This is a genomic window from Methylobacterium sp. E-041 (genome assembly GCF_022829665.1).
In the GTDB taxonomy this organism is placed as follows: Bacteria; Pseudomonadota; Alphaproteobacteria; order Rhizobiales; family Beijerinckiaceae; genus Methylobacterium.
This window is the reverse complement of sequence record NZ_JAKSYQ010000121.1, coordinates 109,986-136,483: the sequence shown is the minus strand read 5'-3', so window position 1 is coordinate 136,483 and position 26,498 is coordinate 109,986. Positions and strand designations below refer to the sequence as shown.

General features: G+C 71.3%; 27 protein-coding genes. 25 read left to right on the top strand and 2 right to left on the bottom strand.

Features of this window, described 5'->3' with window-relative positions; genetic code table 11:
- Positions 1-1,688 (bottom strand): DNA translocase FtsK (locus tag MKK70_RS11520; RefSeq protein ID WP_243947772.1); only part of this gene is annotated, 1,688 nt, incomplete at its 3' end.
- A 176-nt stretch (positions 1,689-1,864) separates the two neighbouring features.
- Here MKK70_RS11520 and MKK70_RS11515 point away from each other — a divergent pair.
- The 3 genes from MKK70_RS11515 (at position 1,865) to MKK70_RS11505 (ending at position 5,284) form a co-directional block, all read left to right on the top strand.
- Positions 1,865-2,968: a helix-turn-helix transcriptional regulator gene (locus tag MKK70_RS11515; RefSeq protein WP_243947770.1), complete on the top strand. Its 1,104-nt coding sequence runs from the start codon at positions 1,865-1,867 to the stop codon at positions 2,966-2,968.
- A 67-nt stretch (positions 2,969-3,035) separates the two neighbouring features.
- Complete coding sequence (gene mtnA / locus MKK70_RS11510) at positions 3,036-4,133, top strand: S-methyl-5-thioribose-1-phosphate isomerase (protein WP_243937587.1); 1,098 nt, start codon at positions 3,036-3,038, stop codon at positions 4,131-4,133.
- A gap of 26 nt (positions 4,134-4,159) precedes the next feature.
- Entirely contained in the window at positions 4,160-5,284 is a 1,125-nt protein-coding gene (locus MKK70_RS11505) for an aminotransferase class V-fold PLP-dependent enzyme (RefSeq protein WP_243947768.1), read from the top strand.
- 27 nt (positions 5,285-5,311) lie between these two features.
- Here MKK70_RS11505 and MKK70_RS11500 read toward each other — a convergent pair whose 3' ends face one another.
- On the bottom strand, positions 5,312-5,827 hold the full coding sequence (locus MKK70_RS11500) for a pilus assembly protein N-terminal domain-containing protein (protein WP_147843555.1): 516 nt from the start codon (positions 5,825-5,827) through the stop codon (positions 5,312-5,314).
- A 322-nt stretch (positions 5,828-6,149) separates the two neighbouring features.
- Between MKK70_RS11500 and MKK70_RS11495 the strand changes: the two genes are divergently transcribed.
- The 22 genes from MKK70_RS11495 to MKK70_RS11390 all read left to right on the top strand — a co-directional run bounded on the left by MKK70_RS11495 (position 6,150) and on the right by MKK70_RS11390 (position 26,230).
- Entirely contained in the window at positions 6,150-6,320 is a 171-nt protein-coding gene (locus MKK70_RS11495) for a Flp family type IVb pilin (RefSeq protein ID WP_243934818.1), read from the top strand.
- 368 nt (positions 6,321-6,688) lie between these two features.
- Positions 6,689-7,210, top strand: coding sequence for a prepilin peptidase (locus MKK70_RS11490; protein ID WP_405042796.1), 522 nt, complete (start codon positions 6,689-6,691; stop codon positions 7,208-7,210).
- A gap of 230 nt (positions 7,211-7,440) precedes the next feature.
- Positions 7,441-8,232, top strand: a complete 792-nt coding sequence (cpaB, locus tag MKK70_RS11485; RefSeq protein ID WP_243947766.1) for a Flp pilus assembly protein CpaB — start codon at positions 7,441-7,443, stop codon at positions 8,230-8,232.
- 38 nt (positions 8,233-8,270) lie between these two features.
- Complete coding sequence (locus MKK70_RS11480) at positions 8,271-9,809, top strand: type II and III secretion system protein family protein (protein WP_409568266.1); 1,539 nt, start codon at positions 8,271-8,273, stop codon at positions 9,807-9,809.
- 76 nt (positions 9,810-9,885) lie between these two features.
- Entirely contained in the window at positions 9,886-10,632 is a 747-nt protein-coding gene (locus MKK70_RS11475) for a CpaD family pilus assembly protein (RefSeq protein ID WP_405042795.1), read from the top strand.
- A 105-nt stretch (positions 10,633-10,737) separates the two neighbouring features.
- Entirely contained in the window at positions 10,738-11,982 is a 1,245-nt protein-coding gene (locus MKK70_RS11470; RefSeq protein WP_147726599.1) for a CpaE family protein, read from the top strand.
- Positions 11,983-12,108: 126 nt separating this feature from the next.
- The gene (locus tag MKK70_RS11465) at positions 12,109-13,551 is read left to right on the top strand and encodes a CpaF family protein (RefSeq protein WP_147726600.1); all 1,443 of its coding nucleotides are present in this window, start codon (positions 12,109-12,111) and stop codon (positions 13,549-13,551) included.
- A complete protein-coding gene (locus MKK70_RS11460) occupies positions 13,548-14,525 on the top strand; it encodes a type II secretion system F family protein (RefSeq protein WP_243934821.1) in 978 nt (325 codons plus the stop codon). The genes MKK70_RS11465 and MKK70_RS11460 overlap by 4 nt, the downstream gene beginning before the upstream one ends.
- Before the next feature lie 109 nt (positions 14,526-14,634).
- On the top strand, positions 14,635-15,597 hold the full coding sequence (locus MKK70_RS11455; RefSeq protein WP_147842125.1) for a type II secretion system F family protein: 963 nt from the start codon (positions 14,635-14,637) through the stop codon (positions 15,595-15,597).
- 273 nt (positions 15,598-15,870) lie between these two features.
- Positions 15,871-16,197: a 50S ribosomal protein L21 gene (rplU, locus tag MKK70_RS11450; protein WP_147726603.1), complete on the top strand. Its 327-nt coding sequence runs from the start codon at positions 15,871-15,873 to the stop codon at positions 16,195-16,197.
- A 62-nt stretch (positions 16,198-16,259) separates the two neighbouring features.
- Positions 16,260-16,526, top strand: a complete 267-nt coding sequence (gene rpmA / locus MKK70_RS11445) for a 50S ribosomal protein L27 (RefSeq protein ID WP_243947762.1) — start codon at positions 16,260-16,262, stop codon at positions 16,524-16,526.
- A 198-nt stretch (positions 16,527-16,724) separates the two neighbouring features.
- Entirely contained in the window at positions 16,725-17,324 is a 600-nt protein-coding gene (locus tag MKK70_RS11440; protein WP_243947744.1) for a GNAT family N-acetyltransferase, read from the top strand.
- Between the two features lie 207 nt (positions 17,325-17,531).
- A complete protein-coding gene (gene obgE, locus MKK70_RS11435; RefSeq protein WP_243934928.1) occupies positions 17,532-18,560 on the top strand; it encodes a GTPase ObgE in 1,029 nt (342 codons plus the stop codon).
- Between the two features lie 60 nt (positions 18,561-18,620).
- Positions 18,621-18,893, top strand: a complete 273-nt coding sequence (locus MKK70_RS11430; RefSeq protein WP_147842123.1) for a type II toxin-antitoxin system VapB family antitoxin — start codon at positions 18,621-18,623, stop codon at positions 18,891-18,893.
- A complete protein-coding gene (locus MKK70_RS11425; RefSeq protein ID WP_243947742.1) occupies positions 18,890-19,294 on the top strand; it encodes a type II toxin-antitoxin system VapC family toxin in 405 nt (134 codons plus the stop codon). Before MKK70_RS11430 ends, MKK70_RS11425 begins: the two co-directional genes overlap by 4 nt.
- Positions 19,291-20,406 carry a glutamate 5-kinase gene (gene proB / locus MKK70_RS11420; RefSeq protein WP_147726611.1) on the top strand — a complete coding sequence of 372 codons (1,116 nt, stop codon included), beginning with the start codon at positions 19,291-19,293 and terminating at the stop codon, positions 20,404-20,406. The genes MKK70_RS11425 and proB overlap by 4 nt, the downstream gene beginning before the upstream one ends.
- 150 nt (positions 20,407-20,556) lie before the next feature.
- Positions 20,557-21,855, top strand: a complete 1,299-nt coding sequence (locus MKK70_RS11415) for a glutamate-5-semialdehyde dehydrogenase (RefSeq protein WP_147726613.1) — start codon at positions 20,557-20,559, stop codon at positions 21,853-21,855.
- Positions 21,856-21,888: 33 nt separating this feature from the next.
- Positions 21,889-22,506, top strand: a complete 618-nt coding sequence (locus tag MKK70_RS11410) for a nicotinate-nucleotide adenylyltransferase (protein WP_279603602.1) — start codon at positions 21,889-21,891, stop codon at positions 22,504-22,506.
- Between the two features lie 80 nt (positions 22,507-22,586).
- Positions 22,587-22,985, top strand: a complete 399-nt coding sequence (rsfS, locus tag MKK70_RS11405; protein WP_405044372.1) for a ribosome silencing factor — start codon at positions 22,587-22,589, stop codon at positions 22,983-22,985.
- Between the two features lie 11 nt (positions 22,986-22,996).
- The gene (rlmH, locus tag MKK70_RS11400) at positions 22,997-23,494 is read left to right on the top strand and encodes a 23S rRNA (pseudouridine(1915)-N(3))-methyltransferase RlmH (protein ID WP_147842120.1); all 498 of its coding nucleotides are present in this window, start codon (positions 22,997-22,999) and stop codon (positions 23,492-23,494) included.
- 67 nt (positions 23,495-23,561) lie between these two features.
- Entirely contained in the window at positions 23,562-24,908 is a 1,347-nt protein-coding gene (locus tag MKK70_RS11395) for a murein hydrolase activator EnvC family protein (protein WP_243947741.1), read from the top strand.
- On the top strand, positions 24,908-26,230 hold the full coding sequence (locus MKK70_RS11390; protein WP_147729525.1) for a S41 family peptidase: 1,323 nt from the start codon (positions 24,908-24,910) through the stop codon (positions 26,228-26,230). The genes MKK70_RS11395 and MKK70_RS11390 overlap by 1 nt, the downstream gene beginning before the upstream one ends.
- Positions 26,231-26,498: the final 268 nt, after the last annotated feature.

The window sequence follows — 26,498 nt, the reverse complement described above, 5'->3', positions numbered from 1 at the left end:
GAGAGGATCATGGTGTTGATCGCCACCGACTTGCCCGAGCCGGTGGTGCCGGCCACCAGCAGGTGCGGCATGCGGGCGAGATCGGCGATGATCGGCTCGCCGCCGATGTTTTTCCCCAAGCACAGCGCGAGCTTGTGCTTGGTCTCGACGAAGTCGGCCGAGGCCAGGAGCTCGCGCAGGTACACGGTCTCGCGCCGTGCGTTCGGCAGCTCGATGCCGATGGCGTTGCGGCCGGGCACGACCGCGACGCGGGCCGAGACCGCCGACATCGAGCGGGCGATGTCGTCGGCGAGCGAGATGACGCGGGAGGACTTCGTGCCGGGCGCCGGCTCGAGCTCGTAGAGGGTCACGACCGGGCCTGGGCGCACCGCGAGGATGTCGCCGCGCACGCCGAAATCGCCGAGCGTAGCTTCCAGCAGCGTCGCGTTCTGCTCCAGCGCGTCGGCCGAGACCAGGCTCGCCTGCGACGGGCCGCGCGGCTCGGCCAGGAGGTCGAGCGCGGGATGGCGGTAATCGTCCCGGCCGCTGGCCGGTGCCGGTCGGCGCGCGGGCGCCACCGGCGCCACCGGTGCGGAGACGCGGGAGGCCGCGGCCTCCGCCGGCACGGGGGTCGGCTCGTCCTCGCCCCTGAAATCTTCGCCCCTGAAATCCTCGCCCTCGAAATCCTCGTCGTCGTGGACGACGGGCAGCGGGCGCCGGCCCTGCGGCGCAGGCGCGGCGTGGGGCGCGGCCGGAGCCGTGGCCTGGTCGGCGCGCGGCTCGAACACCGGCTCGCGGCGCGGCTCGGCCGCGCGGCCGCCGTTGGGGAGCTGGCTCGCCCAGGGCAGGTCCTCGTCGGAGAAGGCGCGGCGGGCGGCCAGGGCCGGCGAGGCGCCGGCATAGCTGAGCGCGCCGAGGCCGGCGCGTTGCGCCCGCCACATCTCCCAGCGTTCGGCCAGGGCCGCGCGACCGCGCATCGCCGCCTGGAGCACGGTGCCGAACCCGACAATCCCGAGACCCGGCTCGTCGGATTCGTCGCGGTCGTCGTATCGCCGATCCTGCGCCGCGTCCGGATGGGTGCGGCGCGGCCGGTCGGCCCGCGCCATCGCGGGGGCCACGTCGTCCTCCGCCTCGTCGAGGCCGGGGGCGACCCGGCACGCGGCCGTCAGGCTGAGGATCGCGACGCCGGCGTAGACGAAGCCGACGAGGGCCGCGCCGGCCTGCGAGATCGCGCCGACGATGGTGCGCGCGGCCGACATCAGCGCGTCGCCGGCGACCCCGCCGAGCCCGGTCGGCAGCGGCCAGCGGGCGGTCGGCGGCAGGGCGCTGGCCACCGCGCTCGCGGCGCAGAAGCCGATGATCCACAGGGCGATGCGCATGCCGCCGTTCGGCAGGTCGCGCTCGCGCATCAGCCGGACGCCCCACAGCGCCGGCGGCAGCACGAAGGCGAGCGCACCGAGCCCGAGGATCTGCATGGCGAGATCCGAGACCACCGCCCCGGGCTGGCCGAGCACGTTGTGCGCGACGTGGTCGGTGGCGTGGTTGAGGCTCGGGTCGTCGATCGACCACGTCGCGAGGGCGACCGTCAGCGCGATCGCGCCCGTGAACAGGACGAGCCCACCGAGTTCCGTCAGCCGCCGCGCCAGGAACGGGCGCAGCGTGTCGACGAAGGTATCGTAGGGCGACGCGGAGCGGCGAAGCGAGCGCATGCGGGACCGGACGCGAAAGGAGACTCTGCCCCGGAGGCTAGGCGCCTTACGTTAACGCGCATTTAAGGTTGAAAAATCCTTCACGTCCCGGGCTTTGCCCTTGCGAGGACGGCCCGGATCGGAAACGCTTCCCTTTCCCCCCGGCCGGGCCTCCGGGCCGCCTGGGAAGACCGACGATGCTTGCCCCCGCCGAGTTCGACGCCCTGGTCGACCTGATCTACGAAGCCGCCGTCGTGCCCGAGATCTGGCCGGAGGTGCTCGACCGGATCGCCGCCGCGACGGGGTCCGTCGGGGCCATCATCCTCGCCGAGGGGCGGCACGGCCCCCGGTGGCGCGCCACCGGCGCCCTCCTGACGCACCTGCCGGAGGCGATCGCCACCGGCCTGATGGCGGTGAACCCGCGCCCGGGCCGCGCGCTGGCGCTCGGCCATTCGGGCTTCGTCCACGACCTCGACCTGTTCACCCATGCGGAGATGGACGCGGACCCGATGTACGGGTTCCTGCGGGCCCGCGGCCTCGGCTGGTGCACCGGCGTCGCCATCCCGACGGTGGGGGAGGATGCCGTGATCTTCTCCTGGGAACGGGCCTTCGCGGCGGGGCCGTTCACGCCGGAGACCGTGCGCGCCCTCGATCCCCTGCGCGCGCACCTCGCCCGCGCCGGGCTGATCGCCGCCCGCCTCGGGCTGGCGCAGGCCCGCAGCGTCGTCTCGGCCCTCGACCTGCTCGGCCTGCCGGCCGCGGTCCTGTCACCGGGGAACCGGGTGATCGCCGCCAACGGCCTGTTCGCCGGCCTCGTGCCCTCCGTCGCCCAGGATCGGTCCGATCGCGTCCACCTGACGGACCCGCGCGCGGACGGCCTCCTCGTCCGCGCGCTCGCGGCGCCGGTGCAGGCCGGCGACCCGAACACCGTCGCCTCCATCCCGATCGCATCGCGGGCCGATCGCGGTGCGATGATCGCCCACCTCGTGCCGGTGCGCGGGGCCGCCCGCGACGTGTTCGCCGCCGCGGCGACGATCCTCGTCGTGGCGGATCTCCGGCAGGGCCGGGCCCTTCCGGCGGAGCTGATGCAGGGATTGTTCGACCTCACCCCCGCCGAGGCGCGCGTCGCCCGCGGGCTGACGAACGGGCACACGGTCGGCACGCTGGCCGACGTGCACGGCGTCTCGTCGGCGACCATCCGCACGCAGCTGAAGGCGATCTTCGCCAAGACCGGCACCGCCCGCCAGGCCGACCTCGTCGCGATGCTCAACGGCGCGGCGATCGGGCGCGACCCGACCTGACCTTCGGGATCCCGCGGAACGCGCGCGCGGTGGTGCAAAACGCGTTTCGATATGGCAGACCGTCATCATGAAGATCGACGGCCGCCCCTACAGGACTATCTTCCCCGACGCGGACGGCGTCAGCGTCCAGGTGATCGACCAGACCCGCCTGCCCTTCGCCTTCGAGCTGCAGCGGCTGGCGAGCCTCGACGACGCCGCGCGCGCGATCCGCACCATGGTGGTGCGCGGCGCGCCGCTGATCGGCGTGACCGCCGCCTACGGCTTGGCCTTCGCGATGCGCGAGGATGCTTCGAATGCCGGCCTCGACCACGCGGTGGCGGCGCTGGCCGCGACCCGCCCGACGGCGATCAACCTGCGCTGGGCGCTCGACCGGGTCGCGGGGAACCTGCGCCAGGTCCAGGCGCCCGAGCGATTCGCCCGCGCCTTCGCCGAGGCCGGCCGCATCGCCGAGGAGGACGTGGCGAGCTGCCGCGCCATCGGCAACCACGGCGTCGGCCTGATCGCCGAGATCGCGCGGCGGACCGGCCGGACGGTCAACGTCCTGACCCATTGCAACGCCGGCTGGCTCGCCACCGTCGACTGGGGCACGGCGCTGGCGCCGATCTACGTCGCGCACGAGGCCGGCGTGCCGGTCCACGTGATCGTCGACGAGACCCGGCCCCGCAACCAGGGCGCGGCGCTGACCGCGTTCGAGCTCAACGGCCACGGGGTGCCGCACACCGTCGTCGCCGACAACGCCGGGGGCCACCTGATGCAGCACGGGCAGGTCGATCTCTGCATCGTCGGCTCGGACCGCACCACCGCGTCGGGCGACGTCTGCAACAAGATCGGCACCTACCTGAAGGCCCTCGCCGCCCACGACAACGGCATCCCGTTCTACGTGGCGCTCCCGTTCTCGACGATCGACTGGACCCTGCAGGACGGCGTCGCCGAGATCCCGATCGAGGAGCGTGACGCACGCGAGGTCACCCATCTCACCGGGCGGCTCGAGGATGGCGGCTTCGCCACGATCCAGGTGGTCTCGCCGGGCAGCCCGGTCGCCAACCCGGCCTTCGACGTCACCCCCGGCCGCCTCGTCACCGGCCTGATCACCGAGCGCGGCATCGCGCCGGCCGACGCCGAGGGCCTGCTCGGCCTCTATCCCGAGCGCCGCCGCGCCGCCTGAGCGGCGACCCGTCGACGAGCGCGCCCATGGCTTCGCCCCTCGCCTGCCAGCGGCACCTGTTCGAGGTGCCGGCGGAGGTCGCCTACCTCGATGCCGCCGCCTGGACGCCGCTTCCGCGCAGCGTGCGCGAGGCGGGCGAGGCCGGCATGCGGGTGAAGAGCCTGCCCTGGGCCCATCCACGCTCCGAGGTGCCGCCCTGGACCGAGCGGGCGCGCTGCGCGGCGGCGGCCCTGATCGGCGCTCCGGCGGACGCCGTCGCCGTCGTCGGCTCGGTCGCCGACGCCATCGCGATCGCGGCGCGGGCGATCGCACCGGTGCCGGGCGGGCGCATCCTGCGCGTCGCCGAGGAGTTTCCGTCGCTCTGCCTGGCCTTCGACCGCCTCGCCGCGGAGGCCGGCATGGTGGTCGAGGCGGTGCCGCGCCCGGGCGACGGCGACTGGACGGCGGCGCTCCTCGAAGCGATCGCCCGCCCCGGTGCGCCGCCGCTCGCGGTCGCGACCGTCACGCCGCTGCACTGGGCGGACGGGACAATCATCGACCTCGACCGTCTCGCCCCGGCCGTCCGCGCGGCCGGCGCCGCCCTGGTGGTGGACGCGACCCAGGCGGTCGGCGCGATGCCGATCGACGTGGCTCGGTTGAAGCCCGATTTCCTGGCCTTCCCGACCTACAAGTGGGTGCTCGGCCCCTACAGCCTCGCCTTCCTCTACGCCGCACCGCATCGGCGGGAGGGACGGCCCCTCTCCGAGCATGCCGGGAACCGCCCGCCGGTCGTGGGCGCACGCCGCTACGACCGCGGCGAATGCCACGATCCGGTCGGCCTGCCGATGGCGGCCACGGGCCTGGAACTCGTAGCGGGCTGGGGCGTGGCGGCGATCGAAGGCCGGCTCCGGGACTTGACCGACCGCCTCGCCGAAGGCGTTCAGGCCCTCGGCCTCGCGGTCCCGCCGCGCGCGCTGCGCAGCCCGCACATCCTGGGCGTCACGGTGCCGGGTGCCGACGCCGAGGATCTCGTCGCGCAGCTGCGGAGGCGGAACGTATTCGTCAGCGCCCGGCTCGGCCGCCTGCGGATCAGCCCGCACGTCTTTGTCGACAAGGTCGACCTGTGCCGCGTCCTGGCGGCGCTGGAGGCGGTGCTGCCCGGTCGCGGCTAGAAATCGGCCCGCGGTCGGGCGGGAATGTCAGCGCCCGGGGCCCGTCGACCCGGCGGTGGCGAGGTTGCGGCGGGTCTCGGCCTGGCCGCTGACGTCGCCGAAATACTTGGTCGAATCGCCGAGCTGCACCGAAGGCTGGCAGTACGGCGTGCAGGAATACGAGTTCCGCTCCTCGGCGCCGCGCTGGATGGTGATCACCGAAGCCTGCGAGGCTTCCACCCGGATCGTTGTCTCGGCCAGCATCGCGCCGGCGGCGTCGAGGGCGATCAGGTTGGTTGCGCCGAAGCTCTTGCCGGTCAGCACCAGCACGCCGTTCTTCTGCAGCGTGACGTCGGCGATGATCGGGTTTCCGACGATCACCGTCTGCGTGCGCTCGGGCAGGCGCATGACCTTGGCGTTGTCGACCATCACCGTGACGACGGGCAGGGTTTCCGCCCGCAGCGCGGGGGCCGTCGCGAAGGCGAGCGCGGCGGCGAGGGCGACGCCCGGCAGGCGCTTGGCCGAGCGGGCACGGGACGGGCGGTGGGGCTGGGTGAGGCGCATCGGCTGCTGAGACTCATCAATACGCTGGAGGCGCGTCGCGCGGGCGTGGTGCCTGCAGAGCGGTGCGACGCGCCGAGGCGCGCATCCCGTTCGCCTCCAGGCAACACCTTATTGGTGAAGGAACCGCTAAGCCGGTGCCGTGGCGGAGCGCCGAAGACTTGACGCTTTCTTCACCATGCGGGCGGTCGTGCCTCGATTTAGCGCTTTCGCGGACTGACTTAACCGAATGGCAAGGCGGGTTCGGCATCCTCCATCTGCCGCCGATCGAAACAACAGATCTTCGACGGTTACCTCGCAAGTGTTTCGACCAAGGATTGCAGCCATGAAGACCATGTTCAAGAACTTCGCATCGGACGAGTCCGGCGCCACCGCGATCGAATACGGCATGATCGCCGCCCTCGTCGCCGTGGTCATCATCGGCGCGCTGACCACCATGGGCTCCAAGCTCAAGAATACCTTCAACGGCGTCTCGAACCAGCTCGCTAACGGTTAGGCTTGGCGTCCATCGGAAACGGCGCAGTCGGCGGCAACGTCCCGGTCTCCCGGCCCTCCCACGGGAGGCGGCCAGGGGATCGGGGCTCGGGCCGACGGACCGTCACGGCGGACACGGGCCGTAAGTCGGGGTGCGGTGCGTCCCTCGCGGGCGCGCATGCCCTGCCCCGCCGCGGGCCAAAGCCGATCCCGCCCCTGCGGGATCGGCTTCGCGTCGTCCGCGATCTCGGGCCCGTGCGTCCGGGCGCGGCCTCGGTCGGAATTTGCGGTTTCTTCACGCCCGCGCCCGACACTCGCGACTTGGACACCCCATCGACGGTCGAATCGACCGCGATCGCAAGGATGATGGCAACGGTCATGGCAAGCGTGATGGCTAGCACCGGTCTGGCGAGCTTCGGCCTCCTGATCGTCTTCCCGTTCTTCATGGCCTACGCCGCGGCGAGCGACCTTCTCACCATGCTGATCCCGAACCGGATCTCGCTGGCCCTCATCGCCGGCTTCTGCGTGGTCGCCGCCACCGGCCTGTTCAGCCTTCCCGAGATCGGGATGCATCTCGCGGCCGGCGCGCTGGTGCTCGCCGTCACCTTCACCCTGTTCTCGCTGGGCAAGATCGGCGGCGGCGACGCCAAGCTCGCGGCTTCGACCGCGCTCTGGATCGGGTTCGACCAGCTTCTCGACTACCTGCTCGTCGCCTCGATCCTTGGTGGGGCGCTGACGCTGGCGATCCTCCTGGCGCGCAGCCATCCCCTGCCCTCCGTCGTCGCCCGCCTGCCCTTCGCGCTGCACCTACACGACGCGAAGACCGGCATTCCCTACGGGATCGCGCTCGCGGCCTCCGCGCTGGTGATCCTGCCCGAGACACTGGTCTGGACCCGCGCCCTCGGCGGCTGAGCCCCGAACCGAGCTGCCAGCGGCACCGACTGACGATGAAGATCGGCGCGACGGGCGGACGACCGCGTTAGGCGGCCGGAACCGCGTCATTCACCGTGCCGTCCGGTCAGACCGTCCTCGGACAGCGGACGAAACGCGATGGTTATGCCTTCTTAACCCTAATTTGAGGAATTCGGCCCTAACGTCGGTCAACGGGCGGCAACCCTGCCGTTCCATGCTTTGGCCCGACGATGAAACCAGCGCGTCTTGCCGTCCTCGCCATCGCCCTCGTCGCGGGCGGAGGAGCGGCTTTCCTGATGAGCGGCGGCGATCCGCCGCCCCCGCCCGTCGTCAGGGTCGAGGCGCCCGCGCCGCCGACGACCGAGGTGCTGGTCGCGGCCGCCGAGCTGCCCATGGGTCAGGTGCTCCAGGTCGCCGACCTGCGCTGGCAGAAATGGCCCGACGACGCGCTGACCCCCGGCTACATCACCCGCAAGGACGTGCCGAAGGCGCTGGAGGAGACGGCCGGCGCCACGATCCGCTCGGCCTTCCTGGCCGGCGAGCCGATCCGCCCGCAGAAGCTCGTGCGGCCCGACAGCGGCTTCATGGCCGCGATCCTGCCCTCCGGGATGCGCGCCGTGGCGATCGTCACCGACAGCCGCGGCACCAACTCGGCCGGCGGCTTCATCCTGCCCAACGACCGGGTGGACGTGATTCGCACCTTCCGCGACGAGGACAATTCCAAGGCGACCGGCAGCGACGTGCAGGTCTCCCAGACCATCCTCACCGACGTGCGCGTGCTCGCGGTCGGCCAGCTGATCCAGGAGAAGAACGGCACCAACGTCGTCACCGGCGAGACCGCGACCCTCGCCCTGACCCCCAACCAGGCCGAGAAGATCACGCTGGCCCAGAAGGTCGGCTCCCTCTCCCTCGCCCTGCGCAGCCTGGCCGATTCCGGCCGCCCGCCGGAAGCCGAGGCCGCGCCTCAGGAGGCGGCCCTGACGGTGATGCGCTTCGGCGTCAGCCGGCAGCAGACCCGGTGAGCCCCCCGATGCCCGAACCGCACGACGAGGTGCAGCCGATGACGGATTCCGGACCGACGCTCGCCGGCCATCCCGCGAGCCCCCTCACCCATCCTCTGGCGAGCCCGCTCGCCGGCCTGCTCGCCCTGCTGACGGCCTTCGGCACTGCTCCGTCGGCGGCGCAGGAGCGCGCGGTGCTCGGGCCCGCCCCGGTCCTGTCCGTCGGGCAGGCGGAGGCGAGCACGACCCGCAAGATCGAGCTGACCGCGGGCCGCTCCGTGATCGTCGACCTGCCGCGCGACGCCAAGGAGGTGTTCGTGGCCAACCCGGCGGTGGCCAACGCGGTGGTGCGCTCGACCCGCAAGGTCTTCGTCATCGGCATGGCCGACGGCGCGACCTCGATCTTCATCCTCGACGCGGAAGGCCGCCAGATCGCGGCGCTCGACGTGACGGTGGCGCGCGACCTCAAGCTCGGGGCGCTGCGCCAGCTCCTGGGCCAGAGCATTCCCGGCGGCCGCTTCGACGTGCGCGTCACCGGCGATTCGATCCTGCTGTCCGGCTCGGTCGGCTCCTCGTCCGAGGCGCAGCAGGCGATCGACATCGCCAACGCCTTCGTCGGCGTGTCCGGCGGCGCCGCCGGCGGTGGCGGCGCCGGAGCCCGCGGCGCGGTGATCAACAACCTGACGATCCGCAACAAGGACCAGGTGATGCTGCGCGTCACCGTGGTCGAGGTCGCGCGCACCGTCCTCAAGCAGTTCGGGATCAACCTCAGCGGCAGCTGGTCGGGGCTCAACCTCGCCAACGTGACGCCGCTCTCGCTCTCGGGCGGCCAGTTCCCGGCCGGGAACCTGCTCTCGGGCACGATCAACGGCACCGGCGGCGCGAGCATCACGGCGACGCTGCGTGCGTTCGAGCAGGCCGGCGTCTCGCGCGTTCTCGCCGAGCCGACGCTCACCGCGATCTCGGGCGAGTCGGCGAACTTCACCGCCGGCGGCGAGCTGCCGGTCCCGTCGAGCCAGAGCTGCACGCCGAGCCTCGTCGCGGGGACCCAGCCGACCTGCGTCGTCGGCATCTCCTTCAAGCCCTACGGCGTCACCCTCAACTTCACGCCGGTGGTGATGGCCGAGAACCGCATCTCCGTGCGCGTCGGCACGTCGGTGAGCGAGATCGACCCGCAGAACTCCTACTCGTTCGTCAGCGGCAACACGACCTCGGCCGTTCCGGGCCTGACGGTGCGCAAGTCCGAGACGACGGTCGAGCTCGCCTCGGGCGCCACGATGATGACCGCGGGCCTGATCCAGCAGAAGAGCAAGGCGGCGATCAACGGCCTGCCCGGCCTCGTCAACCTGCCGATCCTCGGTGCCCTGTTCCGCTCGCGCGACTACCAGCGGCAGGAGACCGAGCTGATGATCATGGTCACCCCCTACATCGCCAAGGCGATGGAGCCCCGGCAGGTGACGCGCCCCGACGACGCCTTCGTCGACGCCACCGACGGCCAGGCCATCCTGCTCGGGCAGATCAACCGGGTCTACGGCACCGCCGGCACCGCTCCGCTCGGGCGCGGCTATCGCGGCCGCGTCGGCTTCATCACCGACTGATCCTCGCCCCGCGGTGCCCCGCCCCGCGCGACTTCCCTCCTCCGCCCCGGCGTCGCCCCGCCCCAGGACCGAACCGATGACGTTGCCCGGCCTGCCCTCCCCCGCCCGACGCACCCTGGCCCTCGCCATGCTCGCCGCCTCCGTCGGCGGCTCGCTCGGCGCCTGCCATTCCGACCGTGCCGTCACCGGCTCGATCGCGCCCGCCGACTATCGCGCCCGCCATCCGATCGTGCTCGCCGACGGCAGCCGCGTCCTCGACGTGTTCGTCACCGGGGTCGGGCACCTCGACCCGCGGCAGGCCGCCGACATCGACGCGTTCCTGCTGGAATATCGCCGCTACGGCCGCGGCAGCCTCGTGATCGACCTGCCGCGCGGGGTGGCCCCTTCCGTCGGCGCCGGCGTCGAGCGCACCGCCGCCGCCATCCGCCGGCTCGGCGCCGAGGGCGGCGTGCCGGCCCGCGAGATCGTGGTCTCCGGCTACCCGGTCGCCGATCCCGGCCTCGCCAGCCCGATCCGCCTCAGCTTCCACCGCATGGAGGCGCGCGTCGCCGACAAGTGCGGGCTGTGGCCCCAGGACCTCGGCGAGAGCAGCCCGATCGCGAACTTCCGTAATCAGCCGTCGTGGAACCTCGGCTGCTCCACCCAGGCGACGATCGCCGCCCAGGTCGCCGACCCGGTCGACCTGGTGCGCGGGCGTCCCGAGGGCCGCATCGACACGATCCGCCGGGTCAAGGACATCGGCCAGCTTCGCGAGGGCAAGGATCCGTCAACCGCCTGGCGCCAGGATGGCAAGACGAGCGTGAAGTCCTCGGTCAGCGAGTGAGCCGCCGCGCGGCGCCACGCCCCGGCTCCGCCGACCCAGAGACCCAAACGTTAAGACTTAAGACCTAGACCCCAGACTCAAGCTCCCGAACCCGAAGGCCTCGTCATGGCGGACCACCCCGAGACATCTGAGCGGATGATCGCCCCGGTGCCCCGGATCACGATCCAGGCGTTCTGCGAGGTCGCGGAGACCGCTGCGATGATCGAGAGCGCCGGGACGGACCGGCGCATGCAGAAGGCCCACCTCAAGGTCCAGATGGGGGGCGGCGCGGCCGCGGTCGAAGCCTACCGCCACGCGCCGACCCCCAACGTCATCATCATCGAGACGCAGGGTCCGAAATCCCGGCCGATGGAATGCCTCGACGCCCTCGCCGAGGTCTGCGACGCCGGCACCCGGGTGCTCGTCATCGGGCACGTCAACGACGTGACGCTGTATCGCCAGTTCATCCAGCGCGGCGTCAGCGACTACCTGATGGCGCCGGTCGAGCCGCTGACGCTGATCGCCTCGCTCTCGGACCTGTTCGCCGCCCCCGGGGTCAAGCCGGTCGGGCGGACCATCGCGGTCTACGGCGTCAAGGGCGGCATCGGCGCCTCGACGGTCGCCCACAACCTCGCCTGGTCGATCGCCCGCGGCCAGGGCGCGCAGACGGTGATCGCCGACCTCGACATCGCCTTCGGCACCGCTTCGCTCAACTTCAACCAGGATCCGCCCCAGGGCGTCGCCGAGGCGGTGTTCGCGCCCGAGCGCCTCGATTCGGCGCTGGTCGAGCGCCTGCTCTCGAAGTGCAGCGACCAGCTCAGCCTGCTCTCGGCGCCGGCGAGCCTCGACCGCACCATCGACCTGTCCGAGCCGGCCTTCGACGCGCTGATCGACCACCTGCGTGCGGCCGTGCCCTGCATCGTCCTCGACGTGCCGCACCAGTGGTGCGCCTGGTCGAAGCGGGTGCTGACCGGGGCCGACGAGATCCTGATCGTCGCCGGCCCCGATCTCGCCAGCCTGCGCAACGCCAAGAACCTGCTCGGCGCGCTGCAGCAGGGCCGGCCCAACGATGCGCGGCCCCGGGTGATCCTGAACGGCGTCGGGGTGCCCAAGCGTCCCGAGATCGGCGCGGCGGATTTCACCAAGGCGCTGGAATCGCCGCTCGTCGCCAGCATCCCGTTCGACCCGGCACTGTTCGGCACCGCCGCCAACAACGGCCAGATGATCGCGGAGGTGCAGGCCGGCTCGAAGGCCGCCGAGATCTTCGCCGACCTCGCCGCGGCGATGCTGGGACGGCCGGAGGCGAAGCGCGCCCGCCCCAACCTGCTCGAGCCGCTCCTCGCGAAGCTCGCGCGCCGGAAGGCGTCCTGATGCCGATGCTCTCGCGGGCCGCCGTGCCCTCCCCGGCGGGCGATGCGGCCCACGCGCGCCTCGCAGCCAGATGCGCGCGGACGCCTGCGCGCCCGTCCTTTCCGACGCGATCCGAGGATTCGTCCCATGTTCGGTAGGAGGCAGGGTACCGCCGCGGCGCCGGCTGCAGCACCGCCGCCGGCCGCCCTGCGCGCGACCGCGCCGGTGCTGGTGCAGGAGAACGTGGCCGGCAAGCGCATGGATGCGTCGCCCGCCGTGGTGGCGCAGGACAACCCGCGCTCGGAGGATTACTACCGCACCAAGAGCATGATCTTCGGCGCGCTGATCGAGGCGATCGACCTCGCGCAGCTCTCGCGCCTCGAGCCCGATGCGGCGCGCGAGGAAATCCGCGACATCGTCTCGGAGATCATCGGCCTCAAGAACATCGTGCTGTCGATCGCCGAGCAGGAGGAGCTGCTCGACGACATCTGCAACGACGTGCTCGGCTACGGCCCGCTGGAGCCGCTGCTCGCCCGCGACGACATCGCCGACATCATGATCAACGGCGCCAACCGCGCCTTCATCGAGGTGAACGGCAAGATCCAGCTCACCAACGTGCGCTTCCGCGACAACCAGCAGCTGATGAACATCTGCCAGCGCATCGTCAGCCAGGTCGGGCGCCGGGTCGACGACGCCTCGCCGATCTGCGACGCGCGCCTTCCGGACGGCTCCCGCGTCAACGTCATCGCGCCGCCGCTGGCCATCGACGGCCCAGCCCTGACCATCCGAAAGTTCAAGAAGGACAAGCTCACCCTCGACCAGCTCGTGCGCTTCGGCGCGATCTCGCCGGAGGGGGCGGAGATCCTGAAGATCATCGGCCGGTCGCGCTGCAACATCGTCATCTCCGGCGGCACCGGCTCGGGCAAGACCACCCTGCTGAACTGCCTCACCGCCTTCATCGAGCACGACGAGCGCGTCATCACCTGCGAGGACGCGGCGGAGCTGCAGCTTCAGCAGCCGCACGTGGTGCGCCTGGAGACGCGCCCGCCCAACATGGAGGGCCAAGGCCAGGTCACCATGCGCGACCTCGTCAAGAATTGCCTGCGCATGCGGCCGGAGCGGATCATCGTCGGCGAGGTGCGCGGGCCGGAGGCGTTCGACCTGCTGCAGGCGATGAACACCGGCCACGACGGCTCGATGGGAACGCTGCACGCCAACTCCCCGCGCGAGTGCCTGTCGCGCATCGAGTCGATGATCTCGATGGGCGGCTTCACCCTGCCCTCCAAGACGCTGCGCGAGATGATCTGCGGCTCGATCGACGTGGTGGTGCAGGCCACCCGCCTGCGCGACGGCTCGCGCCGCATCACCCACATCACCGAGGTGCTCGGGATGGAGGGCGACGTCATCACCACCCAGGACGTCTTCCTGTTCGACATCGTCGGCGAGGATGCCAATGGCAAGCTGATCGGGCGCCATCGCTCCACCGGCGTCGGCCGGCCGAAATTCTGGGAGCGGGCGCGCTACTACGGGCTGGAGCGGCAACTCGGCGAGGCGCTCGACGCCGCCGCCGAGGCGTCGGGTGCGCTGTGAACGCCGCCGCGAACGTCCCGCTCGCCGTCGGGCTGGTCTTCGTGACCACGCTCGCCCTCGGCTACGTCTTCCTGATGCCGCTGCTGATGGGCGAGCGGCGGGCGACGCAGCGCCTCAGGACGATCAGCGCCTCGGCCGCCGGCAACGCGATCCGCGGCGTCACCGTGAACCGGCGCGAGCAGGTCGCGAAGACGCTCGGTGAGATCGAGGCCAAGGCCAAGGGCGCCGCCAAGGTGACCCTCGAGCTCAAGATCGCGCGGGCCGGCCTGGCGTGGTCGGAGCGGACCTACTGGATGATCTCCGCGGGCCTCGCGGTGGTGGTCGGCCTGCTTGTGCTCATGATCACCGCGAGCCCGATCGCCGGGCTGGGGGGGACCTTCGTCGGCGGCCTCGGCGTGCCGATGTTGCTGCTGCGCCACCTGCGCAAGCGCCGCATCGCGAACTTCACGAAGGAGCTGCCCAACGCCGTCGACGTGGTGGTGCGCGGCATCCGAACCGGCATCCCCGTCAGCGACTGCTTCCGCATGGTCTCCCGCGAGGCCGAGGAGCCGGTGCGCTCGGAGTTCCGGGTCGTCATCGAGACCCAGGCGTTGGGCCTGTCGCTCGGCGAGGCGGTCTCGCGGCTCTACGAGCGGGTCCCGGTGCAGGAGGTGAACTTCTTCGCGATCGTGATCAACATCCAGCAGCAATCGGGCGGCAACCTCTCCGAGGCGCTCTCCAACCTGTCGCGGGTGCTGCGCGAGCGTCGGAAGATGGCCGGCAAGGTCCAGGCGATGAGCATGGAGGCCAAGTCCTCCGCCGGCATCATCGCCGCGCTTCCGTTCTTCGTCGCGGGCATCACCTACTTCACCAGCCCGGATTACATCTCGATCCTCTGGACCACCAATTTCGGCAAGCTCGCGCTGCTGGGCTCGGCGATCTGGATGAGCATCGGCATCCTCACCATCAAGAAGATGATCGCGTTCGACATCTGAGCCCGCCTGCGGCCCGCGACGTCCGGCAGCCCGGATCGCGCCGCGCCGGGCTCGATCACATCCGGTCGTCACCCGAAGCCCGACGGCCCTTTCGCGGAAGCCCATCGCCATGATCGACCTCATCGCCGATAAGGTCTTCGACCCGCGCACCATGGGCATCGCGCTGACCGCGGTCGCCGTGGCGGCGACGGCCTTCGCCGTGGCGCAGCCGTTCCTCGAGAGCGACAACCTCGGCAAGCGGATGAAGCTCGTCAGCGACGAGCGCGAGATCATCCGGCGGCGGGAACGCGAGCGCCTCAACACCAAGGCGACGCTGCGGATCGAGCCCAAGGCCTACATGAAGCAGGTCGTCGAGCGGTTCGACCTGCGCCGCTGGCTCGGCACCGACACGGCCAAGCGCAAGCTCCTGATGGCCGGCTATCGCGGCCAGCAATCCGAGACCACGTTCCTGTTCTTCCGCCTCGTCATGCCGATCTCGGCGACGCTGGGCTCGCTGTTCTACCTGTTCGTGCTGGAGGCGCTGGACCAGCCCTACCTGATGCGCCTCGGCATCGTCATCGCCTGCGCCTACGGAGGCATCAAGGCGCCGGAACTCTACCTCGTCAACAAGTCGAACAAGCGCAAGGCCGAGATCAAGCTCGCCTGGCCCGATGCCCTCGACCTGACGCTGATCTGCGTCGAATCGGGCATGGCGATCGAGCACGCCTTCCGGAAGGTCAGCACCGAGATCGCCGCCACCTCGGTGGTGCTGGCGGAGGAGCTCGCCCTGATGACCGCCGAGATGTCGTTCCTGCCCGATCGCCGGCAGGCCTACGAGAACCTCGCGATGCGCGTCGGCCTCGAGCCGGTGAAGGCCGTCGTCACGGCGCTGATCCAGGCCGAGCGCTACGGCACCCCCATCGGCCAGGCGCTGCGCGTGCTCGCGCAGGAGAGCCGCGACCAGCGCATGAACGAGGCCGAGAAGAAGGCGGCCTCGCTGCCGCCGAAGCTGACCGTGCCGATGATCCTGTTCTTCCTGCCGGTGCTGTTCGTGGTGATCATCAGCCCGGCGATCATCCAGGCGATGCGCTGACGCCCGAGGGGCGCCGCTCCCGCCCGGCATCGCCACCTCGGCTCGGAAGCGCTCGCGGCGCGCGCTCTTCGAGGCCAATGCGGGCAAGCATTCGCCCCCGCAAATCCTTGACAGATCGCGTGCCGATCCCCTATCCACCGGGCACAACGCGCGGCTTCCTCGCAGAAGGCCGTGCGTTTCGCGTTGCGGCGGCCCTTCGGGCGGATCGCGACGAATGCATAAGAAGTCGGTCCAGGGCGCGTCCCGGAGGCCGTTCGAACCACGAGAGAGACGATGTTCGCAGTCATCAAGACGGGCGGCAAGCAGTATCGCGTTGCCGAGAACGACACCATCACCATCGCCAGCCTCGAAGGCGACGAAGGCTCCGCCGTGACCTTCGGCGAGGTCCTGCTGTTCACCGACGGCGACGCGACCCAGGTCGGCGCGCCGCTCCTGTCGGGCTTCAGCGTCACCGGCGAGATCGTCTCCCACGGTCGCGACAAGAAGGTCATCGCCTTCAAGAAGCGCCGCCGGCAGAACTCGCGGCGCAAGCGCGGCCACCGCCAGCACCACACGGTCGTGCGCATCACCGGCCTCTCGGCCGGTTCGAAGAGCGCGTAAGGGCGACCCCGCCCCCACGCGATCCGCACGTTCCGATCCCACGTCATTCGAAAGACTGAACCATGGCACACAAAAAAGCAGGCGGCTCGTCCCGCAACGGCCGCGACTCGGCCGGCCAGCGCCTCGGCGTGAAGAAGTTCGGCTCGGAAGGCGTGATTCCGGGCAACATCATCGTGCGCCAGCGCGGCACCAAGTGGCACCCCGGCACCAATGTCGGCATGGGCAAGGATCACACCCTGTTCGCGCTGACCGAGGGTCGCGTGGAGTTCCAGACCAAGCGCGGCCGCGCCTTCGTGGCGGTGGTGCCGCTCGCGCAAGCGGCAGAGTAGACGGCGGGCGCCTCGAACAGGCGAAGCAGGCCCCGCCGGTGTCCTACACCGAACCGGCGGATCTGTTTCTCGCATCCCGGCCACGAGGCCGGGGGGTCGAACGGAAGACGCGGGGGAGGATGGGGCGCCATCCTCCCTTTCGTCGTCTCAGCGCAACGGTCCTCCGCTACGGAGGATCGCGGCGGAGGAGCCCGAACGATGTTCCCCGATCTGACCCGCGACGACGTCTTCCGGATCGAGACCCGCAGCCTGTGGCTGCGCTGGCCGCGCGCCAAGGACGTGGACGCGATCGTGCGGCTCGCGGGCGACCGGTCGGTGGCCGAGATGACCGCGCGGATCCGCCACCCGATCGACCGGATGGAGACCGAGACCTTCGTGCTGGAGGCGCGGCGCTGCAACGCCGCCGGCGAGGGCCTGGCGATGGCGGTCTCGCTCCGGTCCGACCCGGACGGCCTCGTCGGGTTCGTCGGCATCCGCGCCGACGCGGCGACGGCGGGGGCCCGCCTCGGCTACTGGCTCGGCCGGCCCTTCTGGGGCCGCGGCCTCGCCACCGAGGCCGCCGAGGCGATGGTTCACGCCTACTTCGCCTATGCCGGCGGCTCGGTGCTGTCGGCGGATGCGCGGGTGGAGAACCCGGCGTCGCGCCGGGTGCTGGAGAAGGTCGGCTTCGTCCGCACGGGAACGGCGACGGATTATGTCCCCGTCCGCGGCTGCGACCTGACATCCGATCGCTTCCGGCTCGACCGCGCCGCGTGGTCGGCCCGGTTCGGGGTCTCCGGCTGCGACCGGGCAGCCTGACGAAGCGATCGGCCCGGCGCCCTTGACGTCGCCGGACGGATCGATCGGAATCGATCCCTCGCCGTCTCGGCCCAAGGCCGAAGCGACGGGGTTCGCGGCGGAGCTGCGCAGCGTGCGCGACGCCGATGGACGGGGCCGCATCGCCGCGGCGTGAACGAGACGGGGCGGGCCGGTGGCCCGCGCCCCGACATGAAGACGAGCGACACCGTGAAATTCCTCGACGAAGCCAAGGTCTATGTCCGTTCCGGCGACGGGGGCGCGGGATGCGTCGCGTTCCGGCGCGAGAAGTTCATCGAGTTCGGCGGCCCCAACGGCGGCGACGGCGGGCGCGGCGGCGACGTCTGGGTCGAGTGCGTCGAGGGCCTGAACACGCTGATCGACTATCGCTACCAGCAGCACTTCAAGGCGCGGAAGGGCGAGCACGGCATGGGCTCGAACCGCCACGGCGCCAACGGCGCCGACGTGGTGCTGAAGGTGCCGGCCGGAACCCAGATCCTGGCGGTCGACGGCGAGCACCTGATCGCCGACATGACCCAGGTCGGCCAGCGGGTCCGGCTCGCCAAGGGCGGCAACGGCGGCTTCGGCAACGCCTACTTCACCACCTCGACCAACCGCGCCCCGAAGCACGCCAATCCGGGTCTGGAAGGCACCGAGCAGTGGATCTGGCTGCGCCTCAAGCTCATCGCGGATGCCGGCCTCGTCGGGCTGCCGAACGCCGGCAAGTCGACCTTCCTGGCCACCGTGACCTCGGCCAAGCCGAAGATCGCCGACTATCCCTTCACCACCCTGCATCCGGGGCTCGGCGTCGTGCGCTCGGATGCCCGCGAGTTCGTGCTCGCCGACATCCCCGGGCTGATCGAGGGCGCGCACGAGGGCGTCGGACTCGGCGACCGGTTCCTGGCCCATGTCGAGCGCTGCCGGGTGCTGCTGCACCTCGTCGACGCCACCTGCGAGCATGCCGGCAAGGCCTACAAGATGGTCCGGCACGAGCTGGAGGCCTACGGCGAGGACCTCGCCGGCAAGCCCGAGATCGTGGCGCTCTCCAAGGCCGACGCGATCGACGCCGACACCCTGAAGGAGCAGGTCGCCCGCCTGAAGCGCGCCGCCAAGCGCAAGCCGCTCGTCCTGTCCTCGGCCTCGGGCCAGGGCGTGCCGGAGGCGCTGCGTGCGCTCCAGGGCGAGATGGATGCCGCCGCCGAGGCCGATCGGGTGCCCGAGGCGGCCTGGCAGCCGTGATGACGGGGGTGATCGGGTCGGTTAGCATCGCCCGAGGTTGTTGAACCTGTGGAGGTTTCGATGACGGAAGCGCTGATCGTCATGAACGACGAAGCCTTCGCTCTTGCCCATGAACTCGCGGAGCGCGCCGGCACCACGGTCGACGAGGCGGTGGTCACGGCGTTGCGAGAGCTCGACCGCCGCGTCGCGACGGTCAACGATGACCTGACACCGACGCAACGTGCCGAACGGGACGTGATCCGAGCGCTGGTCCGCGAGGCGCGGGCACATCGCATCGCGAACGTCCCCACCGATCATGATTACCTCTACGACGAGTACGGCCTGCCGGTATGATCGCGCTCGACACCTCGGCGATCGTCGCGATTGCGATGGAAGACCCTGAAGGCGAGCGTTTCGACACGCTGGTCGCCAAGAATCGGGCGATCATCGGAACCCCGACGTTGCTCGAGGCCAGGATCGTGCTGGGCTCGCTGATGCCGGGTTTTGCCGAGGATTTTTTGGAGGTCCTGATCCTGCGGACCACGGTGCAGCCGGTCGCCTTCACGCTCCAGATGTACCGCATGGCATCCGATGCCTTCCAGCGCTTCGGGAAGGGACAAGGGCATCCGGCGCAATTGAACTTCGGCGACTGCCAATCCTATGCCGTCTCCAAAGCCCACGATGCGCCCCTCCTGTTCAAGGGTGACGACTTCGTCCACACCGACCTCGTCCCAGCTTACGTCCCGGCGTCATGACCCCCTCCCTCGATCAATTCCGCCGCGTCGTCATCAAGGTCGGCTCGGCCCTGCTGGTGGACCGCGCCCGCGGCCGGCTGCGGCACGCCTGGCTCGCGGCGCTCGCCGAGGACATCGCCGACCTGCATGCCCGCGGGGTCGACGTGCTGGTGGTGTCCTCGGGCAGCATCGCGCTCGGGCGCACCGTGCTCGGCTTCGCGCCGGGGGCCCTGCGGCTGGAGGAGAGCCAGGGCGCGGCCTCGGTCGGGCAGATCGCGCTGGCGCGGCACTGGGCCGAGGCGCTGGGCCACCACGGCATCGTCGCCGGGCAGATCCTGGTGACGCCGCAGGACACCGAGGAGCGCCGCCGCTACCTCAACGCGCGAGCGACCGTGCTCAAGCTCCTGGAGATGCGCGCGGTTCCGGTGGTCAACGAGAACGACACGGTGGCGACCTCCGAGATCCGCTACGGCGACAACGACCGGCTCGCCGCCCGCGTCGCCACGATGATCGGCGCTGACGTGCTGGTGCTGTTCTCCGACATCGACGGCCTCTACACCGCCCCCCCGAACGCCGACCCGGACGCGCGCCACCTGGCCGTGGTCGAGCGGATCACGCCCGAGATCGAGGCGATGGCCGGCGGTCCCGCCTCGGAGCTGTCGCGGGGCGGCATGCGGACCAAGGTCGAGGCCGCCAAGATCGCGGTGTCGGGCGGGACCCACATGATCATCGCCGACGGGCGCGAGAAGAACCCGCTCCGCAGCGTCGTCGCGGGCGGCCGCTGCACCTGGTTCCTGTCCGGTTCCACGCCCACCGCAGCGCGGAAAACCTGGATCGCCGGGTCGCTCGAGCCGCGCGGCACCCTGGTGATCGACGACGGCGCGGCGCGCGCGCTCGACGGTGGGGCGAGCCTGCTGCCGGTCGGCGTCTGCGGCGTCGAGGGCAGCTTCGGCCGGGGCGACGCCGTGCTGATCCGCGACCGCGCCGGGCGGGTGCTGGGCCGCGGCCTCGTCGGCTACGACAGCACGGAGGCGGCGCTGATCCAGGGGCGCCCGAGCACGCAGATCGCCGACCTGCTCACCTACCCGGGACGCGCCTGGATGGTGCATCGCGACGACTTGGCGATGTTCTAGAACCGATCGCGCAGCGTCCATGACTGGATACGAGCGCTTTCGAAACGTTCCGATCTTTGCCGCGGCGCTTGTTTCGTGCTGCCCGAGGATGCAGATAAGTCGCAGCTTCGTAGGCGGCTCGGGGAAGGCCGCCGACCTGGGATGATGCCCGTGCCAGTCCTGAACATGCGATCCGGCTTCGCGTCGGCCGACGACCTCGCCGAGCAGATGAACGGCATCGGCCGGCGCGCCCGCGCCGCCGGCCGCAAGCTGGCGCTGGCCTCGGCCGAGACCAAGGACGTGGCGTTGCGAGCCATCGCCGAGCGCCTGCGCGCCGACCGCGCCGTCATCCTGCGCGAGAACGCCCGCGACGTCGCCGCCGCGAAGGCCGCCGGGCAGAGCCAGGCGCTGATCGACCGGCTGACCCTCGACGAGGGCCGCCTCGCGGCGATCGCCGACGCGGTCGAGAAGATCGGTGCGCTGGCCGACCCCGTCGGGCGCCAGGTCGCGGCCTTCGAGCGCCCGAACGGGCTGCTGATCGAGCGCATCGCCGTGCCGCTCGGCGTCGTCGGCGTGATCTTCGAGAGCCGCCCGAACGTCACCGCCGATGCCGGCGCGCTCTGCCTCAAGGCCGGCAACGCCGCGATCCTGCGGGCCGGCTCGGACAGCCACCGCAGCGCCATGGCCATCGCCGAGGCGATGCGGGCCGGGCTCGAGGCCACCGGCCTGCCCGCGGACGCGATCCAGATCGTGCCGACGAAGGACCGCGCCGCGGTCGGCGCGATGCTCGCCGGCCTCGACGGCTGCATCGACGTGATCGTGCCCCGCGGCGGGCGCGGCCTGGTCGAGCGCGTCCACGCCGAGGCGCGGGTCCCGGTCTTCGCCCACCTCGACGGCATCTGCCACGTCTACGTCGCGGCCGCCGCCGACCTCGGCATGGCCCGGACCATCCTGCTCAACAGCAAGATGCGGCGCACCGGCATCTGCGGCGCCACCGAGACGCTGCTGGTCGACCGCGCCTGCGCCGGCACCCATCTCGCCCCCCTCGTCGCCGCCCTGCTCGACGCCGGCTGCGCGGTGCGCGGCGACGCCGACGTGCAGGCGGTGGACGGTCGCGTCACGGCGGCGACCGAGGCCGACTGGCGCACCGAGTACCTCGACGCGATCATCTCGGTCCGCGTCGTCGACGGGCTCGAGGCGGCGATCGAGCACATCGAGACCTACGGCTCGCACCACACCGACGCGATCGTCACCGAGGACGGCGACGAGGCCGTCCGCTTCCTCGCCGAGGTCGATTCCGCGATCGTGGTGCACAACGCCTCGACCCAGTTCGCCGATGGCGGCGAGTTCGGCTTCGGCGCCGAGATCGGCATCGCCACCGGCCGCATGCATGCCCGCGGCCCGGTCGGCGTGGAGCAGCTCACCACCTTCAAGTACCGGGTCCACGGCAGCGGCCAGACGCGCCCGTGAGCGGCGCGGTCTCGCCTGCCGTGATCCGCGCCGTTGCGTGAGGGCGCGCTGCCGCCCGCGTCGCCGGGGATGCGGATCGGCCTGTACGGTGGCTCGTTCAACCCGGCGCATGCCGGCCACCTGCATGTCGGCACCATGGCGCTGCGCCGCCTGCGCCTCGACCGGGTGTGGTGGCTGGTCACGCCCGGAAACCCGCTGAAGCGCGGGCGGCCGATCGCGCCGCTCTCCGAGCGCTGCGCGCAGGCCGCCGCGGTGGCGAAGGGCGATCCGCGGATCGCGGTGACCGGGTTCGAGGCGGCGATCGGCGCCCGCTTCACCCGCGACACCCTGCGCTGGCTGGTGCGGCGGCGGCCGGGCATCCGCTTCGTCTGGATCATGGGGGCCGATTCGCTGGCGAGCTTCCATCGCTGGAAGGGCTCGGCCGAGATCATGGGCCTGATGCCGGTCGCGGTGATCGACCGCCCCGGCCACACCCTCAGCGCGCCGGGCGCGCGGGCCGCCCGACGGTTCTCCGCCGCCCGCATCCCGGAATCGGACGCCTCCGCCCTGCCGGGCATGGCGCCCCCGGCCTGGGTGTTCCTGCACGGCCCGCGCTCGCATCTCTCCTCGACGCAGATCCGCGATGCGCGGAGCGGCACCGGGGAACCTTGAATTACCGCCCGGAACCGGCCAAAGTCGTCGGTTCAACGCAGGCGCGCGTCGCCACTGCCGATATCCGAGGAATCAGGACGCTGTCCGAGTCGCTCCACACGGGAACCCAGGGTTCCGAGACCGCCGCCCTGGCCAGGGTCGAAGACCTGAGGACGCTCGTGCTCGGGTGCCTCGACGAGATGAAGGCCGAGGAGACGATCGCCATCGATCTCGCCGGCAAGACCTCGATCGCCGACACGATGATCATCGCCTCCGGACGGTCGCAGCGTCACGTCGGCTCGATCGCCGACCACATCACGCAGGAGATGAAGGCTAAGTCCTTCGGCACCGCCCGCGTCGAGGGCATGCCGGCCTGCGACTGGGTGCTGATCGATGCCGGCGATATCCTCGTCCACATCTTCAGGCCCGAGGTGCGCGGCTTCTACAACCTCGAGAAGATGTGGGGCTCCGACCGCCCCTCGGGCGTCTCCGCCGACTGAACGCCGACCCGTTGCGCCTCCTCGTCGCCGCGATCGGGCGCCTCAAGAACGGGCCCGAGCGGGACCTGACCGCGCGCTACCGCGAGCGTGCGGCCCAGCTCGGTCGCGGCCTCGGCTTCCCCGCCTGCGACATCGCCGAGATGGTCGAGAGCCGTGCGCGGCGTGCCCCCGACCGCTGCGCCGAGGAGGCGTCCGGGCTGCTCGCCCAGGTGCCGGCCGGCGGCGTCCTCGTCGCCTACGACGAGCGCGGCCGCGCCGACCTGCCGAGCGAGCGCGTCGCCGAGCGCATCCGCGACTGGCGCGATGCCGGGCGCCCGGCCCTGGTGGTCGCCATCGGCGGGGCCGACGGGCTCGATGCCGCCGTCCGGGCCCGGGCCGACCTCACCCTGTCCTTCGGTGCCGCGACGCTGCCTCACGGCATCGTGCGCGTGCTGGCGCTCGAGCAGCTCTACCGCGCCCTCACGATCCTGGCGGGCCACCCGTATCATCGCGGCGATCCCGACGGGTGAATGCCTCGCGTGCGCCGCAATGCTGGATGAGACCTGCGCTGATGAACGGAGCCGGCAAACGCACGCCATGACGCTGGTCCTCACGAGGCTGGTCGCCACGGGCGCCCTCGCCGCGGCCCTCGCCGCCCTGCCCGCGGCCCGTCCGCGGGCCCAGGACGCGGCGGCGCCCGTCACCGAGGCCGAGCGCATCCAGCGCGCCATCGACGAGCGCGACCGCCGCGCGGACAACCTCAAGCGGGTGCAGGATGCGCTCGCCGCGAGCGTGGGCGCCAAGGCGCAGTTCGAGTCCGAGATCGCCAGCATCGGCGGCGACCGGGCCAAGCTCGACGCGGCGCTCCTCGATGCCGGCCGGCAGTCCCAGGCCACCGAGGACCGGATGAGCCGCCTGGAGGAGCGCCTCAAGACGCTGTCGGGCAGCGAGGCCGCCATCCGCCGCTCGCTCGAGGCCCGCCGCGGGGTGATCGCCGAGATCCTGGCGGCGCTCCAGCGCATGGGCCGGCGCCCGCCGCCGGCGGTGCTGGTCAACCCGGAAGACGTTCTGGCGGTGATCCGCACCTCGATGCTGCTCGGGGCGATCGTGCCCGAGATGCGCGGCGAGGTGGACACGCTGGCCGCCGACCTCGCCGAGCTCGTGCGCCTGCGCGGCCTCATCGCCGCCGACCGGCAGGGCCTGCAGAACGACCTCGCCGGCTGGGCGCGCGAGCAGCAGCGCCTCGCGGCCCTCGTCGCCGCGCGGAGGACCCGGCAGGCGGAGGTCGAGACCGGGCTCGCCGCCGAGCGGACCCGTGCGGCCGACCTCGCCAAGGAGGCCCGGAGCCTGAAGGACCTCCTCGACCGCATCGAGGGCGAGGTCGCCACCGCCAAGCGCTCCGCCGACGAGGCCAAGGCGGCCGAGCAGCGCGAGGCGAAGGCGACGCAGGAGCGTTTCGCCGCAGCCGGCATCCGCGACCCCGCCAAGCTCGCCCCGAAGGTGAAGTTCGTCGACGCCCGGGGGGACGTGCCGCGCCCGGTCAGCGGCCGCCTGCTGCGCGGCTTCAACCAGCCCGACGGCAACGGCGGGGTGACGCGCGGCATTTCGCTCGCCACCCGCGCGAAGGCCGTGGTGTCCTCTCCCGCCGACGGCTGGGTGCAGTTCGCCGGGCCGTTCCGGTCGTACGGACGACTCTTGATCATCAACGCCGGCGATGGCTACTATCTTCTGCTGGCCGGGATGGACCAGATCTCGGTCGAGGTCGGCCAATTCGTGCTCGCGGGCGAGCCGGTCGGTAACATGGGCGAGGGAAGTGCGGTCCAGCCGGTGATGAGCGGCGACGGCAGCGATCCGATCCTGTACGTGGAATTCAAGAAGGACGGCGGCTCCATCGATCCGGAGCCTTGGTGGGCGAAAAGCCCCAGCGAGAAGGTTCGCGGATAATGCGCAAGACGTCCCTCATCATGCTCGGCGCGTTCCTGGGAGCAGGCACGTCGATGGTCGCGACGCAGACGGACTTCCTGTCGGGTCCGCGCGCCGTGGCGGCCTCCGCCGAGACCTACCGCCAGCTCAGCCTGTTCGGCGACGTGTTCGAGAAGGTCCGCACCGATTACGTCGAGAAGCCGGACGAGGCGAAGATGATCGAGGCGGCCGTCAACGGCATGCTGACCTCGCTCGACCCGCATTCGAGCTACATGGACGCCAAGGCGTTCCGCGACATGCAGACCACGACCCGCGGCGAGTTCGGCGGGCTCGGCATCGAGGTCACGATGGAGGACGGCCTGATCAAGGTCGTGACCCCGATCGACGACACCCCGGCCTCGAAGGCGGGCCTGCTCTCGAACGACATCATCACCCAGATCGACGACGACCAGGTCCAGGGCCTGACCCTGAACCAGGCGGTCGACAAGATGCGCGGCCCGGTGAACTCGCCGGTGAAGCTCAAGATCACCCGCAAGGAGGCCAAGGACCCGATCGAGGTCACGCTCAACCGCGACGTGATCAAGATCAAGCCCGTGCGCTCGCGCGTCGAAGGGGCCGACATCGGCTACATCCGCCTGACGCAGTTCAACGAGCAGACCTACGACGGCCTCAAGGCTGCCGTGGACAAGCTCTCGACCGACATCGGGCAGGACAAGATCAAGGGCTACGTGATCGACCTGCGCAACAACCCGGGCGGCCTGCTCGACCAGGCGGTGATGGTCTCCGACGCGTTCCTCGACCGCGGCGAGATCGTCTCGACCCGCGGCCGCAACCCGGACGAGACCCAGCGCTTCTCGGCCAAGGCCGGCGACATCACCAAGGGCAAGCCGGTGGTGGTGCTCGTCAACGGCGGCGCGGCCTCGGCCTCCGAGATCGTCGCCGGCGCCCTGCAGGATCACAAGCGCGCGACCATCCTCGGCACGCGCTCGTTCGGCAAGGGCTCGGTGCAGTCGATCATCCCGCTCGGCGGCTCGGGCGCGCTGCGCCTCACCACGGCGCGCTACTACACGCCGTCCGGCCGCTCGATCCAGGCCAAGGGCATCGAGCCCGACGTCGAGGTGCTGCAGGAGGTCCCGGACGAGCTCAAGGGCAAGGACGAGACCAAGGGCGAGGCCGGCCTGAAGGGCCACCTCAAGCAGAAGGACGTCGAGGAGCGCGGCGGCTCGTCGGCCTACGTCCCGCCGGATCCCGCCAAGGACAAGCAGCTCACCGCCGCCGTCGACTTCCTGCACGGCATCCAGAAGGGCGCCGCGAACGCCCAGAAGCCGACGATGCCGAACTGATCCCGTCCGGGATCGACGACACGGCGAGAACCCCGTCCGGCGCGTGCCGGGCGGGGTTCTTCGCATGGCGCCCGTGCGCGCGTTGCGAGCCTTTTCGAGCGCGGCGGATGCCGGCTCGCGTGACGAGAGCGCGACCACACAACGAGAGCGAGCCTGTTCCGTGATCCGGTGATCACGGAACAGGCTCTAGGACCGAAGGCCGCTCTTACAAAAAATTAACCATGGCGGCCGGCAATGACGGCGGGGCTGCCTTGCCGCGACCGGCGAT

What these genes read in the sequence shown, in the direction of transcription:
- MKK70_RS11515 (WP_243947770.1), top strand. Translation starts at nt 1,865, where the DNA reads ATGCTTGCCCCCGCCGAGTTCGACGCCCTGGTCGACCTGATCTACGAA.
- mtnA (WP_243937587.1), top strand. Translation starts at nt 3,036, where the DNA reads ATGAAGATCGACGGCCGCCCCTACAGGACTATCTTCCCCGACGCGGAC.
- MKK70_RS11505 (WP_243947768.1), top strand. Translation starts at nt 4,160, where the DNA reads ATGGCTTCGCCCCTCGCCTGCCAGCGGCACCTGTTCGAGGTGCCGGCG.
- MKK70_RS11500 (WP_147843555.1), bottom strand. Translation starts at nt 5,827, where the DNA reads ATGCGCCTCACCCAGCCCCACCGCCCGTCCCGTGCCCGCTCGGCCAAG.
- MKK70_RS11495 (WP_243934818.1), top strand. Translation starts at nt 6,150, where the DNA reads ATGAAGACCATGTTCAAGAACTTCGCATCGGACGAGTCCGGCGCCACC.
- MKK70_RS11490 (WP_405042796.1), top strand. Translation starts at nt 6,689, where the DNA reads ATGGCTAGCACCGGTCTGGCGAGCTTCGGCCTCCTGATCGTCTTCCCG.
- cpaB (WP_243947766.1), top strand. Translation starts at nt 7,441, where the DNA reads ATGAAACCAGCGCGTCTTGCCGTCCTCGCCATCGCCCTCGTCGCGGGC.
- MKK70_RS11480 (WP_409568266.1), top strand. Translation starts at nt 8,271, where the DNA reads ATGACGGATTCCGGACCGACGCTCGCCGGCCATCCCGCGAGCCCCCTC.
- MKK70_RS11475 (WP_405042795.1), top strand. Translation starts at nt 9,886, where the DNA reads ATGACGTTGCCCGGCCTGCCCTCCCCCGCCCGACGCACCCTGGCCCTC.
- MKK70_RS11470 (WP_147726599.1), top strand. Translation starts at nt 10,738, where the DNA reads ATGGCGGACCACCCCGAGACATCTGAGCGGATGATCGCCCCGGTGCCC.
- MKK70_RS11465 (WP_147726600.1), top strand. Translation starts at nt 12,109, where the DNA reads ATGTTCGGTAGGAGGCAGGGTACCGCCGCGGCGCCGGCTGCAGCACCG.
- MKK70_RS11455 (WP_147842125.1), top strand. Translation starts at nt 14,635, where the DNA reads ATGATCGACCTCATCGCCGATAAGGTCTTCGACCCGCGCACCATGGGC.
- rplU (WP_147726603.1), top strand. Translation starts at nt 15,871, where the DNA reads ATGTTCGCAGTCATCAAGACGGGCGGCAAGCAGTATCGCGTTGCCGAG.
- rpmA (WP_243947762.1), top strand. Translation starts at nt 16,260, where the DNA reads ATGGCACACAAAAAAGCAGGCGGCTCGTCCCGCAACGGCCGCGACTCG.
- MKK70_RS11440 (WP_243947744.1), top strand. Translation starts at nt 16,725, where the DNA reads ATGTTCCCCGATCTGACCCGCGACGACGTCTTCCGGATCGAGACCCGC.
- MKK70_RS11430 (WP_147842123.1), top strand. Translation starts at nt 18,621, where the DNA reads ATGACGGAAGCGCTGATCGTCATGAACGACGAAGCCTTCGCTCTTGCC.
- MKK70_RS11425 (WP_243947742.1), top strand. Translation starts at nt 18,890, where the DNA reads ATGATCGCGCTCGACACCTCGGCGATCGTCGCGATTGCGATGGAAGAC.
- proB (WP_147726611.1), top strand. Translation starts at nt 19,291, where the DNA reads ATGACCCCCTCCCTCGATCAATTCCGCCGCGTCGTCATCAAGGTCGGC.
- MKK70_RS11395 (WP_243947741.1), top strand. Translation starts at nt 23,562, where the DNA reads ATGACGCTGGTCCTCACGAGGCTGGTCGCCACGGGCGCCCTCGCCGCG.
- MKK70_RS11390 (WP_147729525.1), top strand. Translation starts at nt 24,908, where the DNA reads ATGCGCAAGACGTCCCTCATCATGCTCGGCGCGTTCCTGGGAGCAGGC.